Below are 24,257 nucleotides of genomic sequence, written 5' to 3'. Positions count from 1 at the left end.
TCAATGATGGAAACTTGACTCTCTATTCGGCTATCGTTGTTGGAATAACAATCGTTCAAATAGGTTTAGTTTTCTATAAGGCGGCGAATGATCAAGGTTAACACGAGTCGGAACCTATCCAAAAGTTAGACAAACCTGTACCTTGTTGACATCACACAAGCTTAATGCAATCCACTGGTTACACAGATAGTGTATGGATTGGTGAAGAGCTGGTGTAAGATGCTGAGCTTGAAGGGGTATTATAGGAGCCATACTCTGAGGAAGACTTTCGGGTATCACCGGAGAGTATAGCTCACACCTACATACCTTAGGCTGTCTTTACGGCCAGCCTGAAGAGATTAAGGGTGCTTATCTGAAGCTGTCGCTGTAAGCATTGCGACCCCACTACTTTTTTCCTGCGCTGCTACTTGTGCTACCTGATCCCGAGGCAGAACCACCAGTGGACTGGCTACTGCCTGTACTTGATGAGGCGGTGGGGGAACTAGATTGTGGAGCTTGGGGAGTTGGAGCCATACTACTGATACCATTCAGGCTTTTGTCTCCAAAAGAAACCTGACCGTGCTGTATACTGCTGTCCTTACTCATTACGTCCTCCAGATTTATTGGTTGTAGTTTTTGGTATCCTATAACAATACTTAGGCAAAAGGTCAGAACAACTCCTACTGAAAAAGAAAAATAGGTTGTTTTGTCAAGAATCTCCAAATGTGAGTCACTGCCAACATCGCCTTTTACAACTTTTGCTAAGTAAACTGCGTTTCTTCTATAAACCGCTATGACAGTGATACAGCATATTGAAAAAGCAAACATAGCAGTTCCGTAAAGCACTAATACACCTGAGGATATCTCCTCAGCTTTTGCGAGCAACGTAGGGAGAAAACCTATAGCGACAACGGAAAGGGTAACAAGTGTTTTTGAAGCTTCTTGGTTTGTTGCAATCCATGCGTTAACCAGAGCAGAGTAGTATTCAACACCTTTCAAGTCATCAACTGCATGCTGTCTTTCTTCGTTATTAACAGGGCCGACCATAGTTTTTTCTCATATTTTTAACCTAACCAAATGTGTCTGGAAATCTCATAGCAAAATACTGTAGCAGGTGTTCCTGCTCTAAGCACAACAAAACTAGTAAACTGGCACATCTTTCAACGCTCTGTCTTTACTATCAGTTTTACTTTCCCAGTCCTGCCCGAAGCTCCGCTTCCCTATCAGCCTTCAGTTGTTCCCTGAGTCAATCACGCCAAGCAACACATAAACATTGAACACAGGCGATTCCCAGAGCTTCAGCTAAGCAGATATCGTGAACTTTAGAATGAATTTTACCGATTGCCACACCACCCATCAATTCAATTTTACTTACAAATTTATCTTTTTAACCAGGTCAGCAACCATCATAACGCATAGGCAAAGGTTCTTGATACACTTGCATAACAAGGTGACGTTGGCACTGATGTGTTTTAGGGTAAATTGTTTTTTGTGTGGCATGGGTTCTCCTTATCATTGCCAATTGTTGGCTTGAGCTTTCATAGAAGAGAGCTATTATCTGTTGATAAGAAGTTTTATGCTGTTTGGACTTCTGTTTTAAGTAGGAAAAAAACGATTTCGAAAAGTTCCGACCATTTTATCATGAAGGCAGGCGTTTTGACGAGAGCTTTTGGGCTATCCTCAAGTACTTACCTTCGATAAGTTTCTTAGCAGAATCGAAGTTGTCCGTGACTCTTTCAAGGTTGGTTTTGTAATTTGGATCTTCGTAACGAAACTCCCCATAGAGTTCTCTTGCCACTTCAGATTTCACCACGCCCTGAGGGCCACCCATGGATAATATAGCATCATAAGTTCTTAAATAGTCTATGAATCCGGAGACAAGATTCGCTCTCGTTATGCTAGAGGGCTTAGGGAGGTTTTGTTGGAGTTTGTTTGCAATTTTTTTAATTTTCTCTAGCTGTCGGTTGATCTCACCGTCGAGGTTAATGGTGAAAATTGCTTCATGGGGCTGTGTTGATATTTTAGTCGAATGCTCGCCTATGTACGCTATGTCACTCTTTATAACTTTTCTAGACAAGTAGTAATACTGGCTACTTGCAGTGTTTTCCTCAAGGAAATATAACATGTTACTAAAGGAATGGCTTGCTCCCTCACATAGCTCCCAGAGCATGGAAGGATCATTCATGTCTTGGTTCCAAAATTCATTAGTATCTTTGGCTTCTTGTCTTTGCGGAGTCAAACATCCTCCACGCAAGACATAACGCCCTTCCCTTCTTCTGTTTATATCGAGAAAAAAGAAATCCTTATCCCAAGGAATTTTTTCTTTGGGGTCGATTACATAGTGTAATTCTTTACCATAATATTTTTTTGTGAAGTTTGCCCTGCTCTCTCGCAAGCTATTTTGTTTGTCAGCAGTGAGGGACTCAAGATGCTTTTTTTGCCCAAAAACCTCAGGAGATATCTGTATTAGTTCTTTGTACTCTTTTCTATAATCGACGTTCCTTCGCAAAAATTCCCATGCCCACTGCTGGGGGGGCGTTTTTTTTGGGTTTGGGTACTCTTCTTTGTTTCTCCAATCAGGGAGCCATTCAGGGACTTCTTGTATCATTTTTGAGCCTCCTTAGAGTCAATAAAAAGCACTGGAGCATCTATTCAAGTTACTGTTTTTTAGACTACTACTGTAACCTAGCTCAATTACTGCTGAGTTAGTACAATAAGTGCAACAGCGGTTTAAACATGATGCTGCGTGTAGTGAGTAGGTCACGGAAACCTCCACCACAGCTTCTCGCAAGACGGTACGCCCTTCGCCCATGTCCTTTGTTACAAGAAGCACTATGCCCCTAACATAAAATGACTTCAAGAGAAAACCAATAATGAGCCAAAATCACACTCCAAAGCATCAGAACAAGAGACCAAAAAACTCCACCGGTCAAGCACCCCTAGCCCAAAAGTCTACCCAGGTGATAAAGGAAACTGGCAAGAGATCTCTAAAACACCATTTTCTGGCTGAAAGGAGCCTACAGGAATGGAGCATATGGCAGGAAGGAGATATTACGGGACAAACAGGTTCATCTTGGGAAAGGTGCACTTTTGCAAGCTACGGCAACGGCTTAAAGCAATTTTATCTAACAATTCCAAGGGGGGGAGTCAGCGGTTCGACCCCACTTACCTTGAAGAGAAGGCGATGCTTGATGCTACGGATGGTGTGCCCCATGGTGGAGGCTATGGCGTAGGGGAACAAAAAAAGAATCTTGCCTAGGTGCAGAGATGCTTGGGCAGGATTCTTTTTACATCATCTCTAAGTAGCCTGTTGCACTTACTGTACTACTCCAGCGATCACCCAAACAATCCCCCCCCCCTATCAACACCAACACAGTTTGTTGCACTTATTGTTTGACTGTAACAAAATCCTGGGGACGCCTTATCTCTTTTGCGGTAACGCTTTTGACCGTATATATATATTATACGTAATACATATACCACTATAGCCTAGCAACTCCTGCCCTTATTACCGACTTTCTTAACGCTTTCTGTAGTGATACAGAATGATATGTTAGACTCCAGCGCTTGGCAGACAACACGACATTCTTCGAATGATTTTGAAGAAGTCACGTCAGTCTGTGACATGGCTCGAAGACTGCAACATGATACGCAATTAAAGATGTTTTAAATTTTAATAGAATGGTTGATCAAATGAATAAACAACAACTTACTGTGATCAAGACAAGTCTCTTGGAACAGATGAAATCGCCTGTAAATGATCTGCAAGTACAGCGACTAACTACGGCTTTAGCTCGAATTAATGCCGAGAACTTTGGAGAATGCTTTATCTGCAAACAGGAAATTCCATTTAGTATTCTAAAAATCAATCCTGAGCGAGTCATCTGTGATAAGTGCTTAGAGGAAACAAATACATCGATAGTTTAAGCCAGTTGTGAGGCATACTTCACAGTTCTGGTTGTTGCAGCAGTGTGTGTCTGGGTTAGTCCGGCGACAGTTGATCCTCCACCGATATTGTGGCGTCTTCGTTAAAGGAGTTTTTGCAATAAACCAACTCTCGCTCATCGGCTTCCTGCTCAAAGAAACCTTCATGATCTAGCAAGAATATGGTGAAAGTTCTTCCGCAATGTTCGTTCCCTGGCAGGCCTTGAGCATCTACGAATTCACGATCTCCGACAGACTTGCCAATCGTTGCTAACAATGGCTCCAGTCTCTACGAGAGCCAGAAGCTTTTATGGCATTATACCAACAGGATACGTTCTCTCATCTTGGAGACAAGACGATGATCTACGGATGAAGTGCCCTTAGTGAGGCTATAGAGTAAGGGCACAAAAAGAGTCTTGCCAAGGTGCAAAGTACTTGGGTAGAATTCTTTTACCCCCTAAGCAGTTTGTTGCACTTATTGTACTAATCCAGCGCCTTTGCTTATACTTAATATTTCTCCACAAGATACGCCTGCATATTATTATAAATTTTGGTAATACGTTCAGTTTGCGGCAAGGTATTAAATATACTTTCAAGATAAGATCTTTCTGAGGCCAGCTCAAGAGCTTTCCTGGTGTTAAGATGATAAATCCAGCCCATTTAAAAATCTTTATATCTACTACAGTCTCCAATAAATCATAGGAGATGATATCCCTTTTCTCTATAGCCTGAAATACAGAGGCACAGACATCATCACCGAAAGGAAGATTGTGAACAAGCGATGGATTATCATATTCTCCACCGACCTTGTAATAATCGATTACAACATGCCAAATATCGAGTTTATCTGCATCTCTCAAAAGTTTAGTAATTGTTTCAGTTTGAAAAGAACAGTCAGGAACAATTTCAGGCTTGTTATGATTTTCTACAGCAAAGAAAATTAATTCAACGTCCACAGGATCAAGGTCTTTTAATAAATCCAGTTCCTTTAAGATTTTCACACCTAATGAAGCATGATCTTCCGACTTAAAATCAGAAAAAGTTCTGTAAATTCTAAGCTGATCAAACCGGCCTACATCATGTAAGAGAGCCACAGTCAGAGCAAGAATTTTATCTTCAGGAGAAAGCTCTTTTGAAATGAGCTCCATTTCCTGGCAAACTCTTAATGTATGCTCTTTTTTAAGAAGAATATTTTCAATATCAGCTTCAGGATAATCTAAAAAACTATCTGTATATTTAAGAAACCATGTTCTGAGATTATCATATTCTTTTTCTTGCACAGTTTTCTCCTGAGTTATTGCGGTTGATTGTGCTCTTATCTCTTCTTTACCCTTCACTGGCCAAAAAACAGAGAATTCTCTGATATAATGAATACTTGAAGGAAAGTACATATTAACAAATAAATAAAAAACAACCGAGGCAAAACCTCTCTGGTTGCCAGGACTATAGACGATTACCTGGCATCCGAAATTCTAATAATACGAATGCATTCCATGCCTTTTATCACAAAAAGCATTATGCCCCCAACACAAAAAAATTTCAAGTAATCCATAATCAGCCAAAATCATTGAGCTTGCCAGAATCCGAACGATTAGAACGAATACTTTGTTAATGGTAATTCAGTTACTTCTACATTATTTTTTAGTCGCTCGAGATTAGCCATCGCAATTTTTGCATCCTTACTCGGTGTTTTTCTAGTTTTTTTCACAAACCCATGCAATAGTACAATGTTGTCATTTGCCATTTTTACAAACAGCACTCGTGCTGATTCTTTACCACAATCTACCCGAAGCTTATAAATAGTACCTTTATAACCCCATATCTTAGGTTTCAGAATTTTCAAACTATTGCAACTATAAATGTCATTAAGTTCAGTATAGGCATGAAATTTTTTACATATAGAAGCTGCGAGTTTGCCAGAAACTTTATTCAAAAACAGTTCAAATTCTGATAAGCCATCATACTCTTGTATACTTAGTATTATCATGTGCCAAACCTCACGCTTCACTCAACAGGGAGAGAATATCTCCCGTTGGCTTTCCTGGCGTTTCCAAAGTCAAATTATCTTAAACTCGTCTTTTCGGGTACATAGGAGATATCTTTATATGTCAGAATGACAAGATTAAATGGTTTCTGACGACCAAGGCTGAGTTCAAGCAGCTTGTGGCACTAATCCAGCTAAATTTTACTACTGGAATATACAACTCATTCTCTGATTGATTTCGCTAACCTTATACCGAGTTCACGTCCTTTTTCTATAGCTTCTTGATCTTGTTTAACTTTGCCTTTGTCAAATATTCTGAAGATAGAAAGTTCGCCAACTATCTCATAGCCAAGTGCTTCGAGAGGTTTTCTCATTGCTTCAAGAGTAAAGCCCATATCATCTTTAGTTTTTTGTTCACATATTGCTACTATCACGGCTTTTCTACCTTGTCCTGCCAATTGACTAGACCAACTTCTTGGACGATCATTTTCGAAGTTGTAGAAGCAATATAGACGATCAATAAACGCCTTCATCCATGAGGTGATATTATAGTTGTGGGTAGGCGAGACAACTACAAGCCCTTTTGATGAAATTATTGAATCATAAATAAGTGACATACCATCAAGCAACCCTGTACATATTTTATCTTTTCTACACTTTTCACATCCTATACATCCCTGAAATTGAATATCTGTTAAATTACAGCAAGTTGATACTATATTTTCAGAATCTACTCCTGAAATTATGCTTTTCAGTAATATATCTGAATTCCCATTTTTTCTAGGACTCCCACTCACGCCAAATATTTCATTATTTGGTATTAATGAAGTTACATTGCATACCATATTTGATTTCTTCAGTGTCATATTATTTCCTTTCCATGGCTAACTCTCTGATCGTGATGCCAATCTATTATTGAGGAAACTTCCCTCTTGATTAGTGTGAATTGAATTTATCATATAGATCTGAGTTGTTGGAATAACCCCCATTATTACAAGAGTGAGCTTTTCCACATTTTGGCATCCCGACCCCACTGTTGGTTCTTAATGGAAGAGCATTTCATTTCCGTTTAAGAGCAGTTTTCCATTTTTAGTTTGTGTCCTGTGGACCAAATTTTCTCCGTCTATCACAAACAGGCCAGTCTGCATTCCCGGGAATACTGGTGAGACAAGCTTGCTCTTATCGCTAATAAGTTCTGCAGGAATACTAAAATCGGATTGCAGGGAAAAAATATCAAATGCCAAGTTAGGTTGGATGACGATGGGGGCCAATTGTGCAAAAGTAACGTCCTTATTTAATATCAATCCTGCATTACCAGAAATTCGCCCCTCCGGAAGTTGAACATGCAGGTCTGAAATTTTTAGCTCCAATCCCTTTTTTAAGAATTTCTCGCATGCCGCCATCATCTGAATACCAGCGGTGGCCATCTCTTGCTTCAGAGCTTCATCCATCCCTTCAGAACTTTCTTTTTTTAGAGAGATATCGTCCAGAGTAGAAGCAATCGTCTGGGTGTATATCTTCATAAATTCTTCGTAACTCTGAGCATCTATATTGTTTATAGCTAATTTAATAACTGCATCTTTTACTTTCTGGTTTGCTACAGCAATGCTAGCAATTTCAATCTCTCCACCCATGGATAACATGTTTTTATTTTTGTCATAACCCAGAGTGTATTGAACTGCAAAATTTACAAGTTCAAAATTTCCCTTCTTGCCCTCAACCTTGATATCTTTAATTTCATATGAGAGATCACCATCCCAAATATAAGTAGAAATTTTCTCCAAATCGCACCCGAGGGAAAAACCACCCATACTGACCTTACCCGGCACAGAAAATCCTGCCCACGTTGCTTCACTTATCCAATGTGTCAAACCCACATCATATTCAGAGACAATCCTTCCCGGCAGGGAAGCAACAGACTCATTTCCCAGTTGCAAGGTAAAAGAACCAATGTCAATTACCGACTCAATTTTCCTTCCTAATCTATATGTAGTCGTTATGGTCAAAGGGTTTTTTCCATCAAATTTATCATCTAACAAATCGACAAACCATCGATTCTTCTCAAGGCTGGTTTTAGACACAACACCAGTAAAGCCATGATCTGCCCGATCTACAAATATGATTTCATCAACACCATATATTGCGGCAAGACTTCCCAATTTAATCTTCCACTCGATCTCTGATGAAGAAAACTTTCTGTCATATTTGATAACCTCAACAGCCATGTCTGAACCGGTATCTACATACATTTTATTCAGATCATCTTGAGACTGTGTAACCATTTTCTCCATGACAAGTCCGTTAATAAATGGGGCGCAGACTCCTGCAACAACGAGAAGTGCCACAAAACCTACCATAATCTTTTTCATACCTACTCCTTCTTGGCTGTTAGACAGCACCTTAAAAAATACAAACAGTAGAGGCCTCCCCCTACCGAGCTTATGTTAGGATTGAAACCTGTCGCAAATCACCAGCAAAAGCAAGGGCGTTTTAACAAAAAAAAGAAAGGCAAAGATTGATCTCAAGCAATAAGTGCAACATTCAGTACAAAAAAACCTTATTTGCGCGACCACCCCATCAATAGAAACTATCAACATCCTAACGGCAAAGAAAGAGCAAGAATTCCATAATTACCTAAAATCACACTTCAAAATGCCAAAACGAGAGACAGAAAAAACTCCACCGCTCAAGCGACCCCATCCGAAAAGTCTACCCAGGCGATAAAGGAAACTAGCAAGAGATCTCTAGAACACTATTTTATAGGCAAAATAGATCTACAGGAGTAGAAAATGTGGCAAGCGAGGGAGAGTATTACGGGAAAGATTGGTCCAGGGATGAATCTATTTTGCAAGCTACAACATCGATTTAAATCAAATTCATACAAGAATTCCAGTCACCTGACAGTCAAGAGACCAACGGTTTGCCCCAACCTCCACCGCTGGTAAAGGCACTTATGGGGGTTTCCTGTGAGTGTCTTTTTTTGTTTCCGGTCAATGGCCGGTCGTGATTGATGGGTCTCCGCACCTTACCCCATACCACACGAATTGCCTCCCTCGCATCAGCCCGAACCTAGATATGGTCTTGTAGTATGACATTAATGGGCAGCGACCTATCTTTAGAAAAGCCGATACATTTATTTCAGAGTAAAGGTAGCAAGGGCCAAAGAGTCGATACCCAGACGTAGCCGGCTAGCAAGAATGTCATAAAAACGGCAGCTGAGCCAATGTCTTTCGCCCGGCCAGAAAGTTCATGAAAGTCCTCACTTATGCGATCAACGACGGCCTCAATTCCTGAGTTTAACAATTCAACAATCAGTACAAGAATTAATGAGGCTCCCATCAATAAGCGTTCGATAGGCTCAACCTCAAACCAGTAGGTCAGCGGAAGAAGAATAGCGACCAGAAAAAGTTCCTGGCGAAAGGCAGCTTCATGCCTAAATGCCTGACAAAGTCCTCTATAGGAATAACATGTGGCTAAAACAAGCCGCTTGAATCCCCTATTTCCTTTCATTCTATTTATACTCCTTTGTAGAAGAAAAAAACCCGCCAAAGAAAAGCCCGAGATAAGCATTAAAACCTAAGCCTATTTGTTGGGTCCCAGATGATTTACTAGGCAAAAAGACGTCCGCCCTGGTCGCCAACATTCCAACCAACCTTTTTCAGCTTATTTATTTTGGGGCTAAAAGACCCGCAATGTTTTTTGAGCGTCCCAGGCCTCTGTTACAAAAAGATTATGCCCCTAACAGAAAAGAATTTCAAGCAATCCATAATCAGCCAAAACCACACTCCAAACTATCAGCACAGGAGGCCAAAAAACTTACCGGCCAAGCGCCCCTAGATCTCATTATAGGTGATAAAGGAAATTAGCAAGAAATCTCTAGAGCACTGTTTTACGGTTGAAAGGAGTCTACAGCAAGTTTATTAGCCAGGAAATCATATAATCCACCCTCTACAAAATCCAGAAGCTTTTATGTCATTATACCAACAGGATAACCAGCTCATCTTAACAATAAGGCGATGATCTACGGATGGTGTGCCCCCTAGTGAAGCAACGACCTATATGAAACAATTAAGCAGTTACCATGAACGAACATGACCGGTATCTATATGGACAAAGTCTGATTTGGCATAATAGCCGACCCCACCAGCTCTCAGAGATAAGGCAACATCCCGAAGCTCTTTGGTAGGCACATCCGTAAGCCGAATGTCAATGGCTCGGCCTTGCAGATGCAAACTCTTTTTTGCGACTCCAGTGCTCTTGCCCCGTAACAAATTATTGGTATTTGGAGATCTGTATCCGGATATAACCTGGTAAATACCTGTGCTACCCGTTTTTTGCCGGATTTTAAGGAGAATATCCATAAGTCGAAAATCGATCGAATGCACCTCCTTGGTGCGAAAGTCACGGAGAAAGAAAAAAAGATTTTCCCTGACAACTGGACTGTATGCTCGATCGTTAACACACAAGTCGAAGCATTCACCGGTATGTGTATGGGAAAATGAAATCTTGTTATCGGGAATGGACCGGGCAAAAAGTTCAAGTGGTGAGGCAATAACCAATCCGGCCGCGATTTTGGCTGCTGTAAGCAGTAATCGGCGTCGATTCATCAAGTGCAATTTTTTCGGTTGGGTCATGTGATGTTAAGGTCTGAGGTAATATGGTGTAAAAAATTATTTCAAAAGAGCGTTACGCAATCTCTCATCTCTCAAATAAATATCCCTACTAAAATGGATCTCTCCGCCTTTGTCAACCCAGGCGGTTCCATACGTTATATGAACGGCAACAGAAAGAGTTAAGATAATCACTTTACGCTCCTCCTGCTCATATATTTCTTTAATTTTTTCAGTATCCCAACCATCTGTCTGATTTTCAAGGAGGAAAATGGCCAGGCTTAGGGGGTCACTCACCCGAATACAACCGTGACTGAAGCTTCTTTTGCTTAGGCTAAAAAGATGACGGCCAGGCGTATCGTGCATATAGACGGAATAGCTATTAGGAAAGATAAATTTAATTCTCCCCAGTGCATTCAAGGGACCCGGATCCTGCCTGAGCTTATAGGCGGAGATTTCGCTCGGGGTAATAGCCTCCCAGTCGATAGCTGTGGAGTCGAGCTCGACTGCACTCTGCTGCCAATTAGAGAACAGACTAATACGCTGATCAATGAGATAATAGTTGTTTTTCCGCAGTGCTGGTAACATCTCATTGCGGGCGATACTGGTGGGAATATTCCAAAATGGGTTGAAATCGATATATTTGATCCAGGCACTGAAAACCGGAGTCTCGTTCTCCTCAGTGCCGACGATAATCGGCATGTCCAGCACTACATCCTGGTCGCGGAATGCCTTTAAATTAAAACTGGCGATATTGACGAGCAGATATCGTTTTCCCAGATCATGTGCCTGCCATCGCCATCGCATCATATTCAGACGAATAATTTCAATTTTTTCAGCAATCGAAATATTTAGGGCATCGACGGTATTTCTACCTATAATCCCATCTGTTTGCAGGCCATGTAGCTGCTGAAAGGACAGAACGGCCTCTTCTAAGATGAGATCATATTGGCTTAAATCCGAGTCTCGGGGGGCTTCCAGGAAAGGACCTGCAAACTGGAGTCTTTTTCTGATGCTTATAATTCGTTTCTCTCTATCGCCGGGGTGCAGGTTTACTCCCATTGCCACCTTAGGCCAGTCACCATTTTTAGCGAAGTTACGATAGTATGCAAGAGCTGTTTTAAGTGCCTTGTAATGAAGATGCTGAGGAGGTAAGCCAGCAAGAAACCTGTCAAGATCCCTCGTGGCAAGAAGGTGCTCGATGGCACGAAGCGGGTTAAATTCTTTGTCTCCTGCCTCGGCGAACAGTTGAGGGTCCGACTCTAAGGGTTTGAGTCGGCCATAACTAATGTCATGCACATATTTTACGATGTTGTAGGTCAATAAAATGTCAAGCTCGGCCAACTCATCGACACCTTTGCTTGACCAAAGTTCCCGTAAACGTTCGAGTTTGTAAGCATTAGGTTCAAGGCCGTGCTGATCGGAATCGGTCAGGTATTTGAGAATGATCTTGCCTTTTTCAGAGGGACCATCAACGGTCACCCAGAGCGGGCGAGCCCCGGTTTGATGATAGATTTTTGCTAGGCATAAATCTACCGTCGACAAAATTGGAAGTTGGCCGTCATTCTGTATCAGTTCTATCGGCAGACACCCCAGATATTCTTCCAGCGCCAGAGAGAGTTCGGTATCGAGCGGACGACTATTGCTGGCGGTGATTGATGCCAGGAAAAAAAACAGACTATAACAGAGTATTTTCCCCGCAGGAAATCGTAGAAAAAGTGTTAAGGGATGGCGATCAATGAACATAAGAATTCCAACTCGGGTTAATACCCAGAATACAAATCATAAAAGTATTGGGCTACTGCATTGGTTTTTTTTGAACAATTTTCAATACATTTCAAATAATAGACAAGGTAGCAAACCAGCCAGAGAATGAATAAAGGTTTTTCTGGTCTGGCCAAGGGTGTAAACAATGGCTTCGACCGTAACTCTGCCCAAGATGATAATCTGGCAGACCACAAAAAACAAGACGGCCACTTAACGAAAAACCTTAGTGTGCTTCTCCCCGTTATTGTGGAGGACCTGCTCCTCGTAATATTAAGGATGATAGAAAAATGATCAAGATTAATGCGACAGTCACAAGCAAAAGTGCAACAGCGTCTTAAGCATAATACAATGGGTAGATGGCAGAAACCTCCACCCGCAACATCTGGCAAGACGATACGCCCTCTCCCCACATGTCTTTTTGTAAGAGAAAGCATTATACCCCTAACACCAAACAACCCTCAAGCGATCCATAATCACTTAAAATCACACTTCAAATTACCAGAGCAGGAGGCCAAGAAACTCCACCGATCAAACACCCCTAGGTCTCATCATAGGCAATAAAGAAAAATCAGCAAGAGATCCATAAAACACTGCTTTATGGTTGGAAGCAGTCTACATAAGTAGAAAATATGACAACCACGGGAAGGCATTGCGGGAAAGATTGGTCCTAGGATGAATCTATTTCACAGGCTGTAACATCGGCTTAATGCAACTTGATCTAACAACTACATGGGCCACGCCAAACGATATGCCCACCTTGAGGACAAGGCAATGATCTACGGAGAGGGTGTCCCTAAGTGAAGCTATCACGCAGAGGGCAGACAAGAAGAATCTTGCCAGAATAAAAGAGTGCCTTGGATAGAATTCTTTTACATCAGCTCCGTAACATTAAAACTGCCATTGACGATGCATACCATGCGATACGCCCTAAACATTTACCACGGTATCTAACATGTTAACGCTTTAACCGTAGATTCCACCTAAAAGGGATGATTAAATCTCTCCTTAAAGTTTCCATTAATACAGCAACTATGCCAAGACAACTTTTAAAATTGGCTGAAGTTCGGTGGTAATCAGATTTTTCAATTATTATCTTTTGCTTTATCGCCTTCTTCGGCCTCAGCCGCCTCCAACTCTTCCTGCTTTTTTTGCCGCTCAAGATACGGCTCTCTGTCTTCAGGCCTTAGGGCGTCACTCGCCAACTCGGTTTCCTCCTGTTTCATATGGGACTGCAACACCGTAGACACTTTCCCCACCTGCTGTGGCTGAAGATTTTGAGCTGTAACCACTCGCTGACCAATGGTAAGTGGTCTTTTATCATCGCCCGCCACATATAGTGTTTGGGTTGGGAAGGCAAAATCAATCCCTTCAGCATTAAATCGCTCCATGAGCTGTAAGTTGACCCAGGTAGAATGTTCTAAATACTCCCAATACTGAGGAGGATGGTACCAATAAAAAACAATTATATTGAGAGAATCTGCGTTCAGATCATTAAAATAGACCTGAGGTAAATAGTCCGGTTGATTAATCGCTTCGTTGGGATGTACCTTCCTTTCCCTAGAATAGACACCATATTCGCCGGCCATTATTCCATCCTCAGGAACAGATAAAATTTCTCGAATAATATCAATTGACTGTTTGATTTTATCCGGTGGAGTATCGTAGGTCAGAGTAATGTTAAAACATCTGCGGATATACGGCCTGCGGCCAATATTTTCGATTTCCATATTAGCCATTTTTTCATTTGGAATTGCAGTCAAATTACCGTTTAGCAGTCTGATCTTAGTTGAACGAAGACCAATGGATTCAACGGTTCCGTCGTGGGAAAGAATCTTCACCCGCTGACCGACCCGACACGGTTTATCTAAAAATATCATAAAGCTACCAATAAGGTTCTCAATTGTCGGCCGTGCTGCCAAACCAAATGCTAAACCACCGACACCCAAACCAGTAAGGACTGGAATCATAGAGACACCAATACGGGAAAGGCCGTTAAAAACTATAACTGCAGCAAAAATAAAACTAAAGAGTCCTGATACAGCCCGAGTATAGGATGCCTGAATCCCTTCTGGATCAATTTTTGGAGAGGCTACTATCGTCTCCGACACCGCCTTACCAAAGCGCATGGCACCCCAGCCAAGCATGATGATAACAAAAAATTCACCACCAGTTTTCACAGTGGAAACGATAACACCAGTGATCTTAAGATCGTTATCTATAAAGTGCACAACAAAGGGAAGAAAAAGGGCCACAATAAACGGAGAAATAAGATTGATCCAATCACGGTTAGGTGAATGGAGAGGCATAACAGCTCTTTTCACAGCGCGAAAGGTAAAATAAATTGCAAAAAAAGTAAAAACAAGAATGAACACGAGGGCAAACCATTGCCAAAGCGTCTGTCCACCGTACATGATATTCAACCAAGGTGGAAAGCTGTCATACAAGCCACTCAAAAAGTTGGTATGAGTGACAAGATAACCAGGTGTTGAGCTGTAGGTGATGAAAAAGTTATCAGACGTTCCGGGAAATTGATATTCACTCTCCCTGGGCCCAGTTGTAGTTGTTCGGTACGGAACAGCTTCTACTTTACGATATGTTTCATCTATGTTTTTTACCGTATCAGCGCTAAATAGAAACTCTCCCTGCCTCTTACCTTCGCCAATCTCTACAATCTCAATTTCTGTGTCCGGATATCTCCAACGTAAAGATTTTGCCCCGCCTATAAAGGCCTCACTGTCAAATTTCCTTGCTGCTTCAACCATCTCAAGATCAGGGATTGAGTCTAAAGCCGGCAACATCATTCTATCAAAAACTTCCTTAAGCTGTAAGGTCGACTCTATAGCAATACTACTCCGTAGTGCCTCTGGAACATTGCTTAAATCAAGTGTGGAGATAGCTCGTCTCATGTAGTTATGAGCCCGCACTTCAAGCTGTTCAGCCTCTGCCATTGTCAGAGTGGGCGGTGTTTGCTGCAATCCTTTTTCTGCTTGCTGCACAAATAAATATGATTGATTGATATTACTTAAAAAACTCTCAAAGGTTGACCGAGGACTTGATGTATCAACCCCTCGTAACAAATCGCGCATCCTAATTTTTGATGAAAAATAGTCACTAGAACGCGCAGTATCTCTAAACTGTTCATATAAACCGGAAGAGACACCAGAGGAGTAAGGTATATCCTCCATCTGCCGGTGGAATCTGCCAAGATTTTCAACGGTATATTTGGAAAATAAAAAATCACCTGCCTTGGAACCATCCTCAACCTTTGCAATAGTTATTTGTGTTCCGGGAATGGTCCAGGTAGAAATATCTTTCGAAGCTACTTCTGCCTCACCGGGAACCAGATCACTTGCCGGGATCTTGACCCGATCGAGGATATCTTTTAATAAAAGGATACGTGATATTTTAGTAATTCCTGAGACGTTATCAGGAACTCCAGCAAAATCAAGCATTTGTGTTGCACGAAAAAATGCCCAAGCGCTCTCTTCGGTACGAATACCTTGTTGCCAATCAGCAACAGCTCGATCAACGTCAGAAAGAAAATTCTGTAGGGTGGCACGTGGACTCGATGTAGCGGATTTCGAGGAATCTTTCGCTGCCTCCACCACAACTTTTTCTACTATATTATCAGATTTTTGCGATACCTGCGCAGCATAGAGAGAACCTCCCCACAGACCAAGCATAATGATGCTGACGACACATATGATCCTAGAAAAACGATTCGAAAGCAGTTTACACTTCATCCACACGCCCCCTATATAAAAACATCTCATAACATGTTGTAGCGATCAAAAATCATCACCAGATAGGCAATGAACAAACTTACATGTTAGGTTCCCGACGATTGGTTGGTCGCTTCTTAAATAAATTTGGTTTGAGTTGATGAAACTCTTTCAGCTTATTCAGGGGAGTTAAATGCTTCAATGGCTGAATGAGTACAATAAGTGCAACAGCACCTTAAACATAGTGCAATGGATAGATCGCAGAAACCTCCACCCACAACATCTCGCAAGACGGTACTCCCTCCACCCATGTCTTTTATTATAAGAATCATTGTATGCCTAGCACGGAAGAATTTCAAGCGGTCAATAATTACCTAAAATCAATGCCTAAGCTACCAGACCAGGAGATTTAAAAACTCCACCGGGGCAAATGCCCCTAGAACACTGTTTTATAGGTAAAATATATCTACATGGGTAGAGAATGTCGCAACCAAGGGAAGGGAGCGGTCGAGAAATGTACCTAAAAGGCGACGATCTACGGATGGTTGCCCCTTAGTGAGGCTATGACGTAGAGAGAAGATCCTGGAGGATTCACCCGAGTGTAAGTGGGTTTGGCTGGATCTGGTAGTTTTCAAGGTCAGTTGCCCAAGCACCTGGACACCGTAGATAAAAAACCTCTTCATTCTGCTATGACTACAAAGACTTAGTTCCCTCTCCACAATATCCGGACAGGATCAAAAGCATAAAAGCCGTGTCTGGCTTAACAGGGACAGCCTCAATATGCTGTTAGATGGCTATTTTGTTTTCTGTGCGGAAGTTTAGCGCAAGAGAGAAAACCATTGGCCCAAATTAAACCGGGACAATGGTTTTGTGAAGGCAGGAAGATTACTTCTTCAGGATATCGTAATTCTTGGCAACAAACGGAGGCATGAAGTTTGCGGTCAAATCCTGCAATTTATCAGTTAAAATTTTTACATTTTTAAAGCCAGCAGCCTGTAAATAGACAAATGCCATCACAGCACGAACGCTGCTGGCACAGAAGGTAACGATGACCTTGTCCCGGGGTAATTCAGCCAAACGGTCGGGTAGCTCTGCAATGGGAATGTTATGCGCGAAGGACAGGCTCACCAGCTCAGCTTCTTCTTTGGAACGCAGATCCAACATCATGGCTTTGTCCTCTTTCTTGAGGGCAAGAAATTCTGGCATCATGATGCGATATTTTCCACTTTCAAAATATTCCAGTGTACAAGAACGATAAACATCATCTAACTGCTTCATAAAAAAAGCTCCTTTTATTTTGTTTACATAGTGCTGAGTTAATACAATAAGTGCAACAGCGTCTTAAAACATAATGTTGCGCATAGTGAATAGGTCACGAAAACCTCCACCCACAGTCTCTCGCAAGAGAGATGCGCATCCCCATGTCCCTTGACACAAGAGACATTAATACCCTAACAGCAAATATTCTTCAAGGGCCCATAATCAACTAAAATCACAGTTTAAACTGTCATAACAGGAGGCCTTGTTGCACAAATAGAAGTTGCTGGCATTGCTCGATGATGTTTTCTTGTAACGGAGAGCATTGGGGGAGTTATGAGAGAGAGTAGAGGATGACAAATTGGCCTGAATACAACAGAGCGCTAAAGCAATGGCGTTGACGTTTTGGATGGACAAGAAAGCGACTAAAAGTTGGTACAGCACGACACCATCGGCACAGCGTGGCCGTAGTCGCAAGTATACTGATGATGCACGACCTGTTTGATGTGGAACCATTTACAGCCTTTCTCTCAGAGGTACTGAAGATTTTCTTAATTCACTTTTAGAACTGATGGATATCGACCTTCCAGGCACCTGATATACCTGTCAGCAGGCGTGCCCAAACAGTTTAGGTGAATTACAGACTACCAAGCCGTGGGCCGATTAAGCATATCGATTCGACGGGGCTAAACCATGGCGAAGGAGAGTGGATCGTCAGAAAACATGGGGCTTCCAAACGTAGAACCTGGCGTAAGCTTCACCTTGCAATCGATGCCGAGACTGATCGCCTAAGTGGCGAAATCTCTCTAGAGCGCGTTCATACTCCAAAGTTTTAGGGCATCTCTTGAATCCTCTTTGACGACGCATAGAGCAGATATCAGGCGATTCGCCGGATACGAAAGAGTGCTATCATATTGCAGTCAAAGGTGTTTGCTCATCCACGTATGGTCTCTTACTGAAACAGCGATGTATCGCTACAAACAGTTGATCTGTGACAAATTAAGCCTCCGCGAATACGGGGTGCCAGCAGCTAGGGCTGCGATCAAAGCTTTAAACAAGATTACCGCTTTAGGAATGCCTGTTCGAGAGGCTGTTTGCTAAGATGGAATGGAGTAGAGGGCAGATAATTTTCTTCCCTCATGATTTATGCGACAAGGCCATGAATCATCCGTAAAAGAAGACATTAATCGGGACAAAAAATGGGCGCAGATTGATGCTGTAAAAAATAAACTCGTCTATTCGATACCAATCAGTATTTCTCGTTGGGGCATCCAGGAGGTCTAGAGACACCACTTGCTATTTTATGGACTGCCAAGACGGTATATCCTGAATATTTTAAGGATATTAACCTAGAACAAGAGATCCGTTTTTTTTATCAGAAGTTTTTCAACTTATCTGTTAGTGACAAGGATATCGAGCAGATTTTAAGTGGCAAAGGTATGCGGCAGAAAAGATAGTAGTTTAACAAATTGCTCAACATAAAGGAACGTTATGGATTATTTAGTGTGTATTGATGATACCGATATGCCGGGAACCAAAGGTACTGGTTGGCTTGTGCAGGATATGTGTGAACATATGGAAGGTATCATTTCAAACAGTTCCCCCATCAGTCGTCACCAACTTTTTGTTCACAAAGATATTCCATACACTTCACACAACTCATCAATGTGTTTTGAAATGAACTTAGTTCAAAATGATCTTCCTTCAGCAATCAATACAATAATAAGTTTTATCAAAGACCGTGCTATGGACGGATCAGATCCTGGTCTTTGTGTTGCACGCAAATCTGATGTACTCGCAAACCAAGCTTTATTGGACTTTGGCAAGGCAGCGAAGAGAAGGGTTCTCTCAAAAGATCTGGCCTACAATCTCGCAGATAAAATTGGCATACATCTGTCAGAACACGGAGGTACAGGTGATGGTATTATTGGCGCAATTGCTGGAGTTGGTTTACGACTTACCGGAAACGACGGAAGATATCGAGGCTGGTACCACCTTGGAAATCCCGGGACTACTCTTAGTGTTGAAACCTTCTGTAAACATCCATTTATAGAACAGCTTGTCACAGAATCAGGGGAGGTTTTGCCTAAAAATCTTTTCGTTGCGATAGGTTCAGAAAAAATTAAAACCGTACGCAAAGGTAGTCGGCAAGTCGTGGTGGTCAAAGAAATATCAAAAGCTGATGAAATTCAAGCTGACCTGAAATATCGAACAATTACCAGTATAGAAGCAAAACTCTATTAAGATGAATTTGACCATCTAAATAAATGACTATATTTGGATGGTCAATCTGGATTGGAACAGTACCACGGTATCAGGACAACGTGGTCGTAGCCACAAGTACGCTGATAATGCAATTTCTTGCACTACTCCAGAATTTATCTTGCAAAAACAGATTGTTGATTTGGATTGACTAGGCCTCAACAAATTTCCATCCCGTAACGCGCAGCGCCAAAAACCGCAACTTTAGGATTGAGAATTATATGTACCGGAACGTCGACCAGGAGTTCGGACATTCGCCCCTTACTGTTAAAGGTTTCCATGAAGAGGCCGTTTCCTAACAAAGACAGAATGCGGGGAACAATACCTCCTCCCACATACACACCGCCAGCCGCCATAACTTTCAGAGCGATATTCCCCGCCTCCGCACCGAGAACTGAGAGAAAAATTTCAACTGTCATCCTGCAGATGGGGCATGGCCGTTGAGCATCGAGAGCGGCATTGACTATCACAGCGGTGTGGTCTTTCTCCTGTGAGAGTTGCTCGCGTAGCCATTCCGGCTCCTCAATGTTCTGGCTGTGTTTCAAAAAGCCATAGATATTGGGAATTCCTATTCCCGAACAGATCCGTTCATAGCTCACATGCTCATAGCCCCTGAGCAGATAATCCAGCAGTTTTATCTGAAGCGCATTGGTGGGGGCGAAATCGACATGACTCCCCTCTGTGGCATGGGCACTATAACGCGTCCCTTCCCATGTCAGGAAGGACTCCCCCAGTCCTGTCCCCGGGGCAATAAGAGCAATATTTCCCCTCTCTACCGATATCCCCTGATTGAGGGTGTACAACTCGTCCCGCGAAAGAAAAGGCACAGCGTACGCGGTCGCCTCCAAATCGTTCATCAGGTGAATTGTCGCGATACCCGTCGCAACGCTTAACTGTTCTACACTTATCAGCCAAGGCAGATTGGTGATTTTTACCTGCCCATCCCGTATCGGCCCGGCCACAGCGAATACCGCCCTTTTAATTGTAGTGTCGATGCCTGCCAGATAGCCACACACCAACTCTTCGCCGCTGGCGAAATCTGCATTCAAATAGGTCTTTGCTGAGCTATCGATCAATGAGCCATTACCCGCCGGACATGAACAGGTGTAAAGCGCTAGATTTGTTTTTGTACCACCGATATCACCGGCAAGTATCATTGTAATCCTCCATAAACACGTATACTGTAAACACAGCTGAGTTTAAGCAATAAGGGCAACACTCAATACAGGAGAGAGTCCCCCAACAAACGATGGGAAGAAAGCACAACTCTATCTCTACTGGGCGTAGTGGTGTCGGTCATCTGACTACCCCCAGAAGAATATTCAGCTCCTCGTACACTGGCAGGCCTTGAGCATCTACGGATTCACGATTTCCGACATATATTTGCAAGTATTGCGGCCGACAATAGTTCCTCTCTCTGCGAGATTCAAAAGCTTTAGGGCATCATACCAACGAAATGCATTCGTTCATTTTGAGGATAAGACTATACTTGATGCTACAGATGAGGTGACCCTTGGCAAGGCTAGGGCCTAATAGGGTACAAGAAAAACATTGCCTGAATGGGTGGCCTACTTGGCTAGGATTCTTTTGCATCCTCAGCGCAGCTTATTGCACTTTTTGTAACAATCCAGCCATCTGGTGTATGTTATGGTTAAAAGAGTCAAAGCATTAGAACTGCAGGGAGATATCGACTCGGCAAAGGAAATGGTCTTAACGAATCAACTCTCCTGAGTTAAATGGAACTCCTTTGCCTGTTCCTTAGGTGCAAAGCCGGGCAGATAGTGAAACTCTTCACACACGTGACCCAGAAGGATAGGTCGGGAATCATCCTTGGCGCGACCCACGTGCCATGTATGAAGCAGGGCGACTTTTATACGATGGCTGTAAGGGTCGGGGCTGCTCCATGTCGATGCATGCCATTCAGCATTAGTCTGAGCCAAAGCGGTGTCTCCGTCCAACTTTACTTCGATATCGAGAAGAATAAACTTTTGATCAAAAAATATCAGCTTGCCCATCTGGTGATCGGCCAGTCCGGCTATTCCCAAAAAACGGATATCCGTACCCGCAAGTTCCATAAAAAAACCTTCGTGATCCAAAATGGGCAGGAAATCTCTGAGCAGAGCTCTGCCAGCATTAAGCTCATAAAATGACTCGATAAGTTCCTGAACTATCTTTAACGTAATAGCCTGCATAACCCCTCCCATAGCCGCTACCAATGCGCCCTAATCACCTATACCAGTCAGATGTGCTATATGGACACCCAACTACTTCATTCGATCCAACCTGGTTTGACTACTGCCGTGCCACTAAAATTATGCAACATTGCGTCACAACAAACAAGACCTTTGCAAGGTACTATAAAGTGAGAAAGACCTTAACCTATCAACATTGAAGCGTTCCACGGGTCAAGCTTCAATCGTAGCCGAGAATCCCTATCCTAAGTAATAAATAAAATTGGCAACAAGGGCAGGTATTACGAGAAAGATTGATTCTGAAATGAATCTATTTTGCAAGCTATGACATCGACTTAAATAAAAATATATCTAACAATTACAAAGAGGCAGTTCAACGGTTTTCCCCAACCTCCACCACTGATAAAGGCGCTTATGAGATTTCCCTGTAAGTGCCTCTTTTGATTAATGTCCAGTCGTCCTCGGCATCCCTTGCTAAATTTTGCCTTACCCTACCCAAACAGCCTCTCCCCCTACCCAATTCCTAACACAATTTTGTTATGCTTATCAACTCGCTACAAGTAGTTAATAGGTGATAAACTAAGCCTCAGGAAACATAAGGGTCAAGCAGGTAAGTCATCTGTAATCAAGGCTTTGAATAAAATTAATGCTTTAAGAATTCCTGTTCGAGAGGTTGTTTGCTAAGATGGAATGAAGTAGAGGGGAGTTGATTTTATTCCTTCATGATTTATGCTACAAGGCAGTTACTGACACGAAAATCTAAGCACCATACCAACGAACGCCTCATACACCATTGGCCAAAAAAAATTGCTGTGACAACAGTATCAGAAGAAGAAATAACAAATGATTTTTTTTTGCTTAACTTGGGCTGGAGTAATACAATAAGTGCAACAGGCTAAAATTTAAAAAGTGAGTGAGCGGGAGCTATTTTCCGCTCCTACACTTCAAACAAAGGTCTGTTTAAACCTAACTTTAAGAAAAGTGTTGGGAGATCTAACTCCGATGGAAGTCTTTGCTGGTAGCAATGTTGCACTTATTATTTGAGCTCAGCTTTCGTGTTCGTTTGATGTGAGCAGCTCAAGGCAAGAGTAGACAATAATCTCACAAAAGGAGGGTACCATGGAAATCAAGACGAAATCATTTTTCACGGGCGGGCTTATGGTGATGTGTGCGTTGACCTTGTCGGCATGCGCCACGACCCCGAAAACAGACAACACCATGACACAAAAAATGGCAGCGATTGAAGAACAGGAACAGTCACTTACAGCACAGCAGCAGATGTTGACCCAGAAGGAACAGGAACTGGCCATGGCCCAGAAAAAACAAAAAATGATGGGAACCTCAGACCTGTTTCCTCCCAACGCAAAATCCGGGGAATGCTATGCTCGGATTTTCATCCCCAGTAAATATACTTTTGAAACCGAAACGGTTCTAACTCATGACCCTAAGGAAAAAATTAAAATTATTCCGGCCCGTTACGAAACCGTTGAAGAGACGGTACTGGCAAAGGAAGCCAGCACGAAACTGATCGTAGAACCGGCTCAGTATAAATGGATCGAAGAGACCAAGATGGTTTCTCCAGCCAAAACAATGCTAGTCGCTGTTCCTGCGGTTTACAAAACAATAACTGAAAAGGTTCTGGTACGAGCAGCCCACACAGAATGGAAAAAGGGGACAGGACCGATCCAGAAGGTAAACGAAACTACAGGTGAAATCATGTGCCTGGTTACCGAACCTGCTGTTTACAAAACCATTAGCAAACAGGTATTAAAAACCGAGGCAACCACCCGTGAAGTCATCCAGCCGGCCGTAACAAAAATTATCAAAAAACGAGTCCTGGTTACACCTCCTGTAACTAAGGAAATCGTTATTCCGGCTGAATACGGCAAGGTAAACGTCACCCGAATGGTCTCTTCAGCCACGTCTGAAAAAGTCACCCAGCCTGCTGTTTATGAAACCGTTCAACGACGGGTAATGACCAATGCCGGTCATTTAGAATGGACGCAGATCCTTTGTGCGACCAATATGACTCAGGTAAAGATCAGCCAAGTTCAACGGGCCCTGCTTAAAGCCGGTTATAATCCAGGTTCCATTGATGGCGTGATCGGAAGTCAAACCATGAAAGCTGTCAATAAATTTCAGGCAGCTAAAAAACTTTCCGTAACCAAGTATTTGACCATTGAAACACTTCAGGCCTTATCTGTCGGCATGTAAACTCTAAGCTGCTCAATCAAGCATCCCCTGCTCTCTGATGCTGGGGATGCTTTCAGCATGGGAAAACATTTTTTGAACTTATTAAGTGCTAAATCAGTACAACATGACAGCGTCTTAAACATAATATTACGTATAGTGAATAAGTTGCCCCACAACATCCCGCAAGACAGTACGCCCCCCCCCATGCCCTTTGTAACAAGAAGCATTATGTCCCCAACAGAAAATCCCCTTCGAACGCTCCATAATCGCCTAAAATCACAGTTCAAATTATCAATAAAAAGACCCATAAACGCCACACCGGTCAAGCGCTCCCAGGTCTCATTATAAGTAATAGAGGTGATCGGCA

Annotated in this window: 18 protein-coding genes and 2 pseudogenes; 6 read left to right on the top strand and 14 right to left on the bottom strand. The window is 42.4% G+C overall.

The annotated features are described in order from the left end of the window. Positions 1–384 precede the first annotated feature (384 nt). Positions 385–1,026, bottom strand: coding sequence for a hypothetical protein (locus DP_RS05410; protein ID WP_011188322.1), 642 nt, complete (start codon positions 1,024–1,026; stop codon positions 385–387). 592 nt (positions 1,027–1,618) lie between these two features. Beyond that, positions 1,619–2,587 (bottom strand): transcriptional regulator domain-containing protein, encoded by a 969-nt coding sequence (locus tag DP_RS05405; RefSeq protein ID WP_011188321.1) that lies wholly within the window; start codon positions 2,585–2,587, stop codon positions 1,619–1,621. A 417-nt stretch (positions 2,588–3,004) separates the two neighbouring features. Here DP_RS05405 and DP_RS05400 point away from each other — a divergent pair, with 417 nt between their 5' ends. Continuing rightward, positions 3,005–3,238 (top strand): hypothetical protein, encoded by a 234-nt coding sequence (locus DP_RS05400; RefSeq protein WP_041277666.1) that lies wholly within the window; start codon positions 3,005–3,007, stop codon positions 3,236–3,238. Positions 3,239–3,961: 723 nt separating this feature from the next. On the opposite strand, the gene DP_RS05390 is transcribed toward DP_RS05400, so the two are convergent. The 8 genes from DP_RS05390 to DP_RS05355 form a co-directional block, all read right to left on the bottom strand. Continuing rightward, positions 3,962–4,180, bottom strand: coding sequence for a hypothetical protein (locus DP_RS05390; protein WP_011188318.1), 219 nt, complete (start codon positions 4,178–4,180; stop codon positions 3,962–3,964). Between the two features lie 112 nt (positions 4,181–4,292). Further along, entirely contained in the window at positions 4,293–5,183 is an 891-nt protein-coding gene (locus DP_RS05385; RefSeq protein WP_162096629.1) for an HD domain-containing protein, read from the bottom strand. Between the two features lie 311 nt (positions 5,184–5,494). After that, positions 5,495–5,890, bottom strand: coding sequence for a type II toxin-antitoxin system RelE/ParE family toxin (locus tag DP_RS05380; RefSeq protein WP_041277665.1), 396 nt, complete (start codon positions 5,888–5,890; stop codon positions 5,495–5,497). 218 nt (positions 5,891–6,108) lie between these two features. Then, the gene (locus tag DP_RS05375) at positions 6,109–6,753 is read right to left on the bottom strand and encodes a flavodoxin family protein (RefSeq protein ID WP_011188315.1); all 645 of its coding nucleotides are present in this window, start codon (positions 6,751–6,753) and stop codon (positions 6,109–6,111) included. Between the two features lie 177 nt (positions 6,754–6,930). Next, the gene (locus DP_RS05370) at positions 6,931–8,256 is read right to left on the bottom strand and encodes a DUF945 family protein (protein ID WP_041277664.1); all 1,326 of its coding nucleotides are present in this window, start codon (positions 8,254–8,256) and stop codon (positions 6,931–6,933) included. 769 nt (positions 8,257–9,025) lie between these two features. Beyond that, positions 9,026–9,397, bottom strand: a complete 372-nt coding sequence (locus tag DP_RS05365; protein ID WP_041277663.1) for a diacylglycerol kinase — start codon at positions 9,395–9,397, stop codon at positions 9,026–9,028. A gap of 566 nt (positions 9,398–9,963) precedes the next feature. Beyond that, positions 9,964–10,494 (bottom strand): YcbK family protein, encoded by a 531-nt coding sequence (locus tag DP_RS05360; protein WP_228130189.1) that lies wholly within the window; start codon positions 10,492–10,494, stop codon positions 9,964–9,966. A gap of 63 nt (positions 10,495–10,557) precedes the next feature. After that, entirely contained in the window at positions 10,558–12,243 is a 1,686-nt protein-coding gene (locus DP_RS05355; RefSeq protein WP_011188311.1) for a L,D-transpeptidase family protein, read from the bottom strand. A 126-nt stretch (positions 12,244–12,369) separates the two neighbouring features. On the opposite strand from DP_RS05355, the gene DP_RS05350 reads away from it, so the two are divergent. Both DP_RS05350 and DP_RS19125 read left to right on the top strand, forming a co-directional pair. Next, a complete protein-coding gene (locus DP_RS05350; RefSeq protein ID WP_041277662.1) occupies positions 12,370–12,555 on the top strand; it encodes a hypothetical protein in 186 nt (61 codons plus the stop codon). Positions 12,556–13,148: 593 nt separating this feature from the next. Next, positions 13,149–13,337 (top strand): annotated as a pseudogene (locus DP_RS19125) (IS1595 family transposase); the annotation flags it as partial. A gap of 9 nt (positions 13,338–13,346) precedes the next feature. Here DP_RS19125 and DP_RS16670 read toward each other — a convergent pair. Further along, positions 13,347–16,007 (bottom strand): mechanosensitive ion channel family protein, encoded by a 2,661-nt coding sequence (locus tag DP_RS16670; protein ID WP_049785010.1) that lies wholly within the window; start codon positions 16,005–16,007, stop codon positions 13,347–13,349. An 864-nt stretch (positions 16,008–16,871) separates the two neighbouring features. Further along, the gene (locus DP_RS05340; RefSeq protein WP_011188307.1) at positions 16,872–17,264 is read right to left on the bottom strand and encodes a rhodanese-like domain-containing protein; all 393 of its coding nucleotides are present in this window, start codon (positions 17,262–17,264) and stop codon (positions 16,872–16,874) included. A gap of 332 nt (positions 17,265–17,596) precedes the next feature. Here DP_RS05340 and DP_RS18470 point away from each other — a divergent pair. Further along, positions 17,597–18,344: pseudogene (locus DP_RS18470) on the top strand (transposase). Positions 18,345–18,734: 390 nt separating this feature from the next. Beyond that, entirely contained in the window at positions 18,735–19,487 is a 753-nt protein-coding gene (locus DP_RS05335) for a hypothetical protein (RefSeq protein WP_011188304.1), read from the top strand. A gap of 176 nt (positions 19,488–19,663) precedes the next feature. On the opposite strand, the gene glk is transcribed toward DP_RS05335, so the two are convergent. Both glk and DP_RS05325 read right to left on the bottom strand, forming a co-directional pair. Continuing rightward, positions 19,664–20,662, bottom strand: coding sequence for a glucokinase (gene glk / locus DP_RS05330; RefSeq protein ID WP_011188303.1), 999 nt, complete (start codon positions 20,660–20,662; stop codon positions 19,664–19,666). Between the two features lie 561 nt (positions 20,663–21,223). Next, positions 21,224–21,697: a hypothetical protein gene (locus DP_RS05325; protein WP_041277661.1), complete on the bottom strand. Its 474-nt coding sequence runs from the start codon at positions 21,695–21,697 to the stop codon at positions 21,224–21,226. 1,119 nt (positions 21,698–22,816) lie between these two features. Here DP_RS05325 and DP_RS05320 point away from each other — a divergent pair. Further along, on the top strand, positions 22,817–23,911 hold the full coding sequence (locus tag DP_RS05320) for a peptidoglycan-binding domain-containing protein (protein ID WP_011188300.1): 1,095 nt from the start codon (positions 22,817–22,819) through the stop codon (positions 23,909–23,911). Positions 23,912–24,257 lie beyond the last annotated feature (346 nt).

The organism is Desulfotalea psychrophila LSv54 (assembly GCF_000025945.1).
In the GTDB taxonomy this organism is placed as follows: domain Bacteria; phylum Desulfobacterota; class Desulfobulbia; order Desulfobulbales; family Desulfocapsaceae; genus Desulfotalea; species Desulfotalea psychrophila.
Note: the sequence above shows the minus strand (reverse complement) of the source record. Positions and strands in the feature narration are given on the sequence as shown.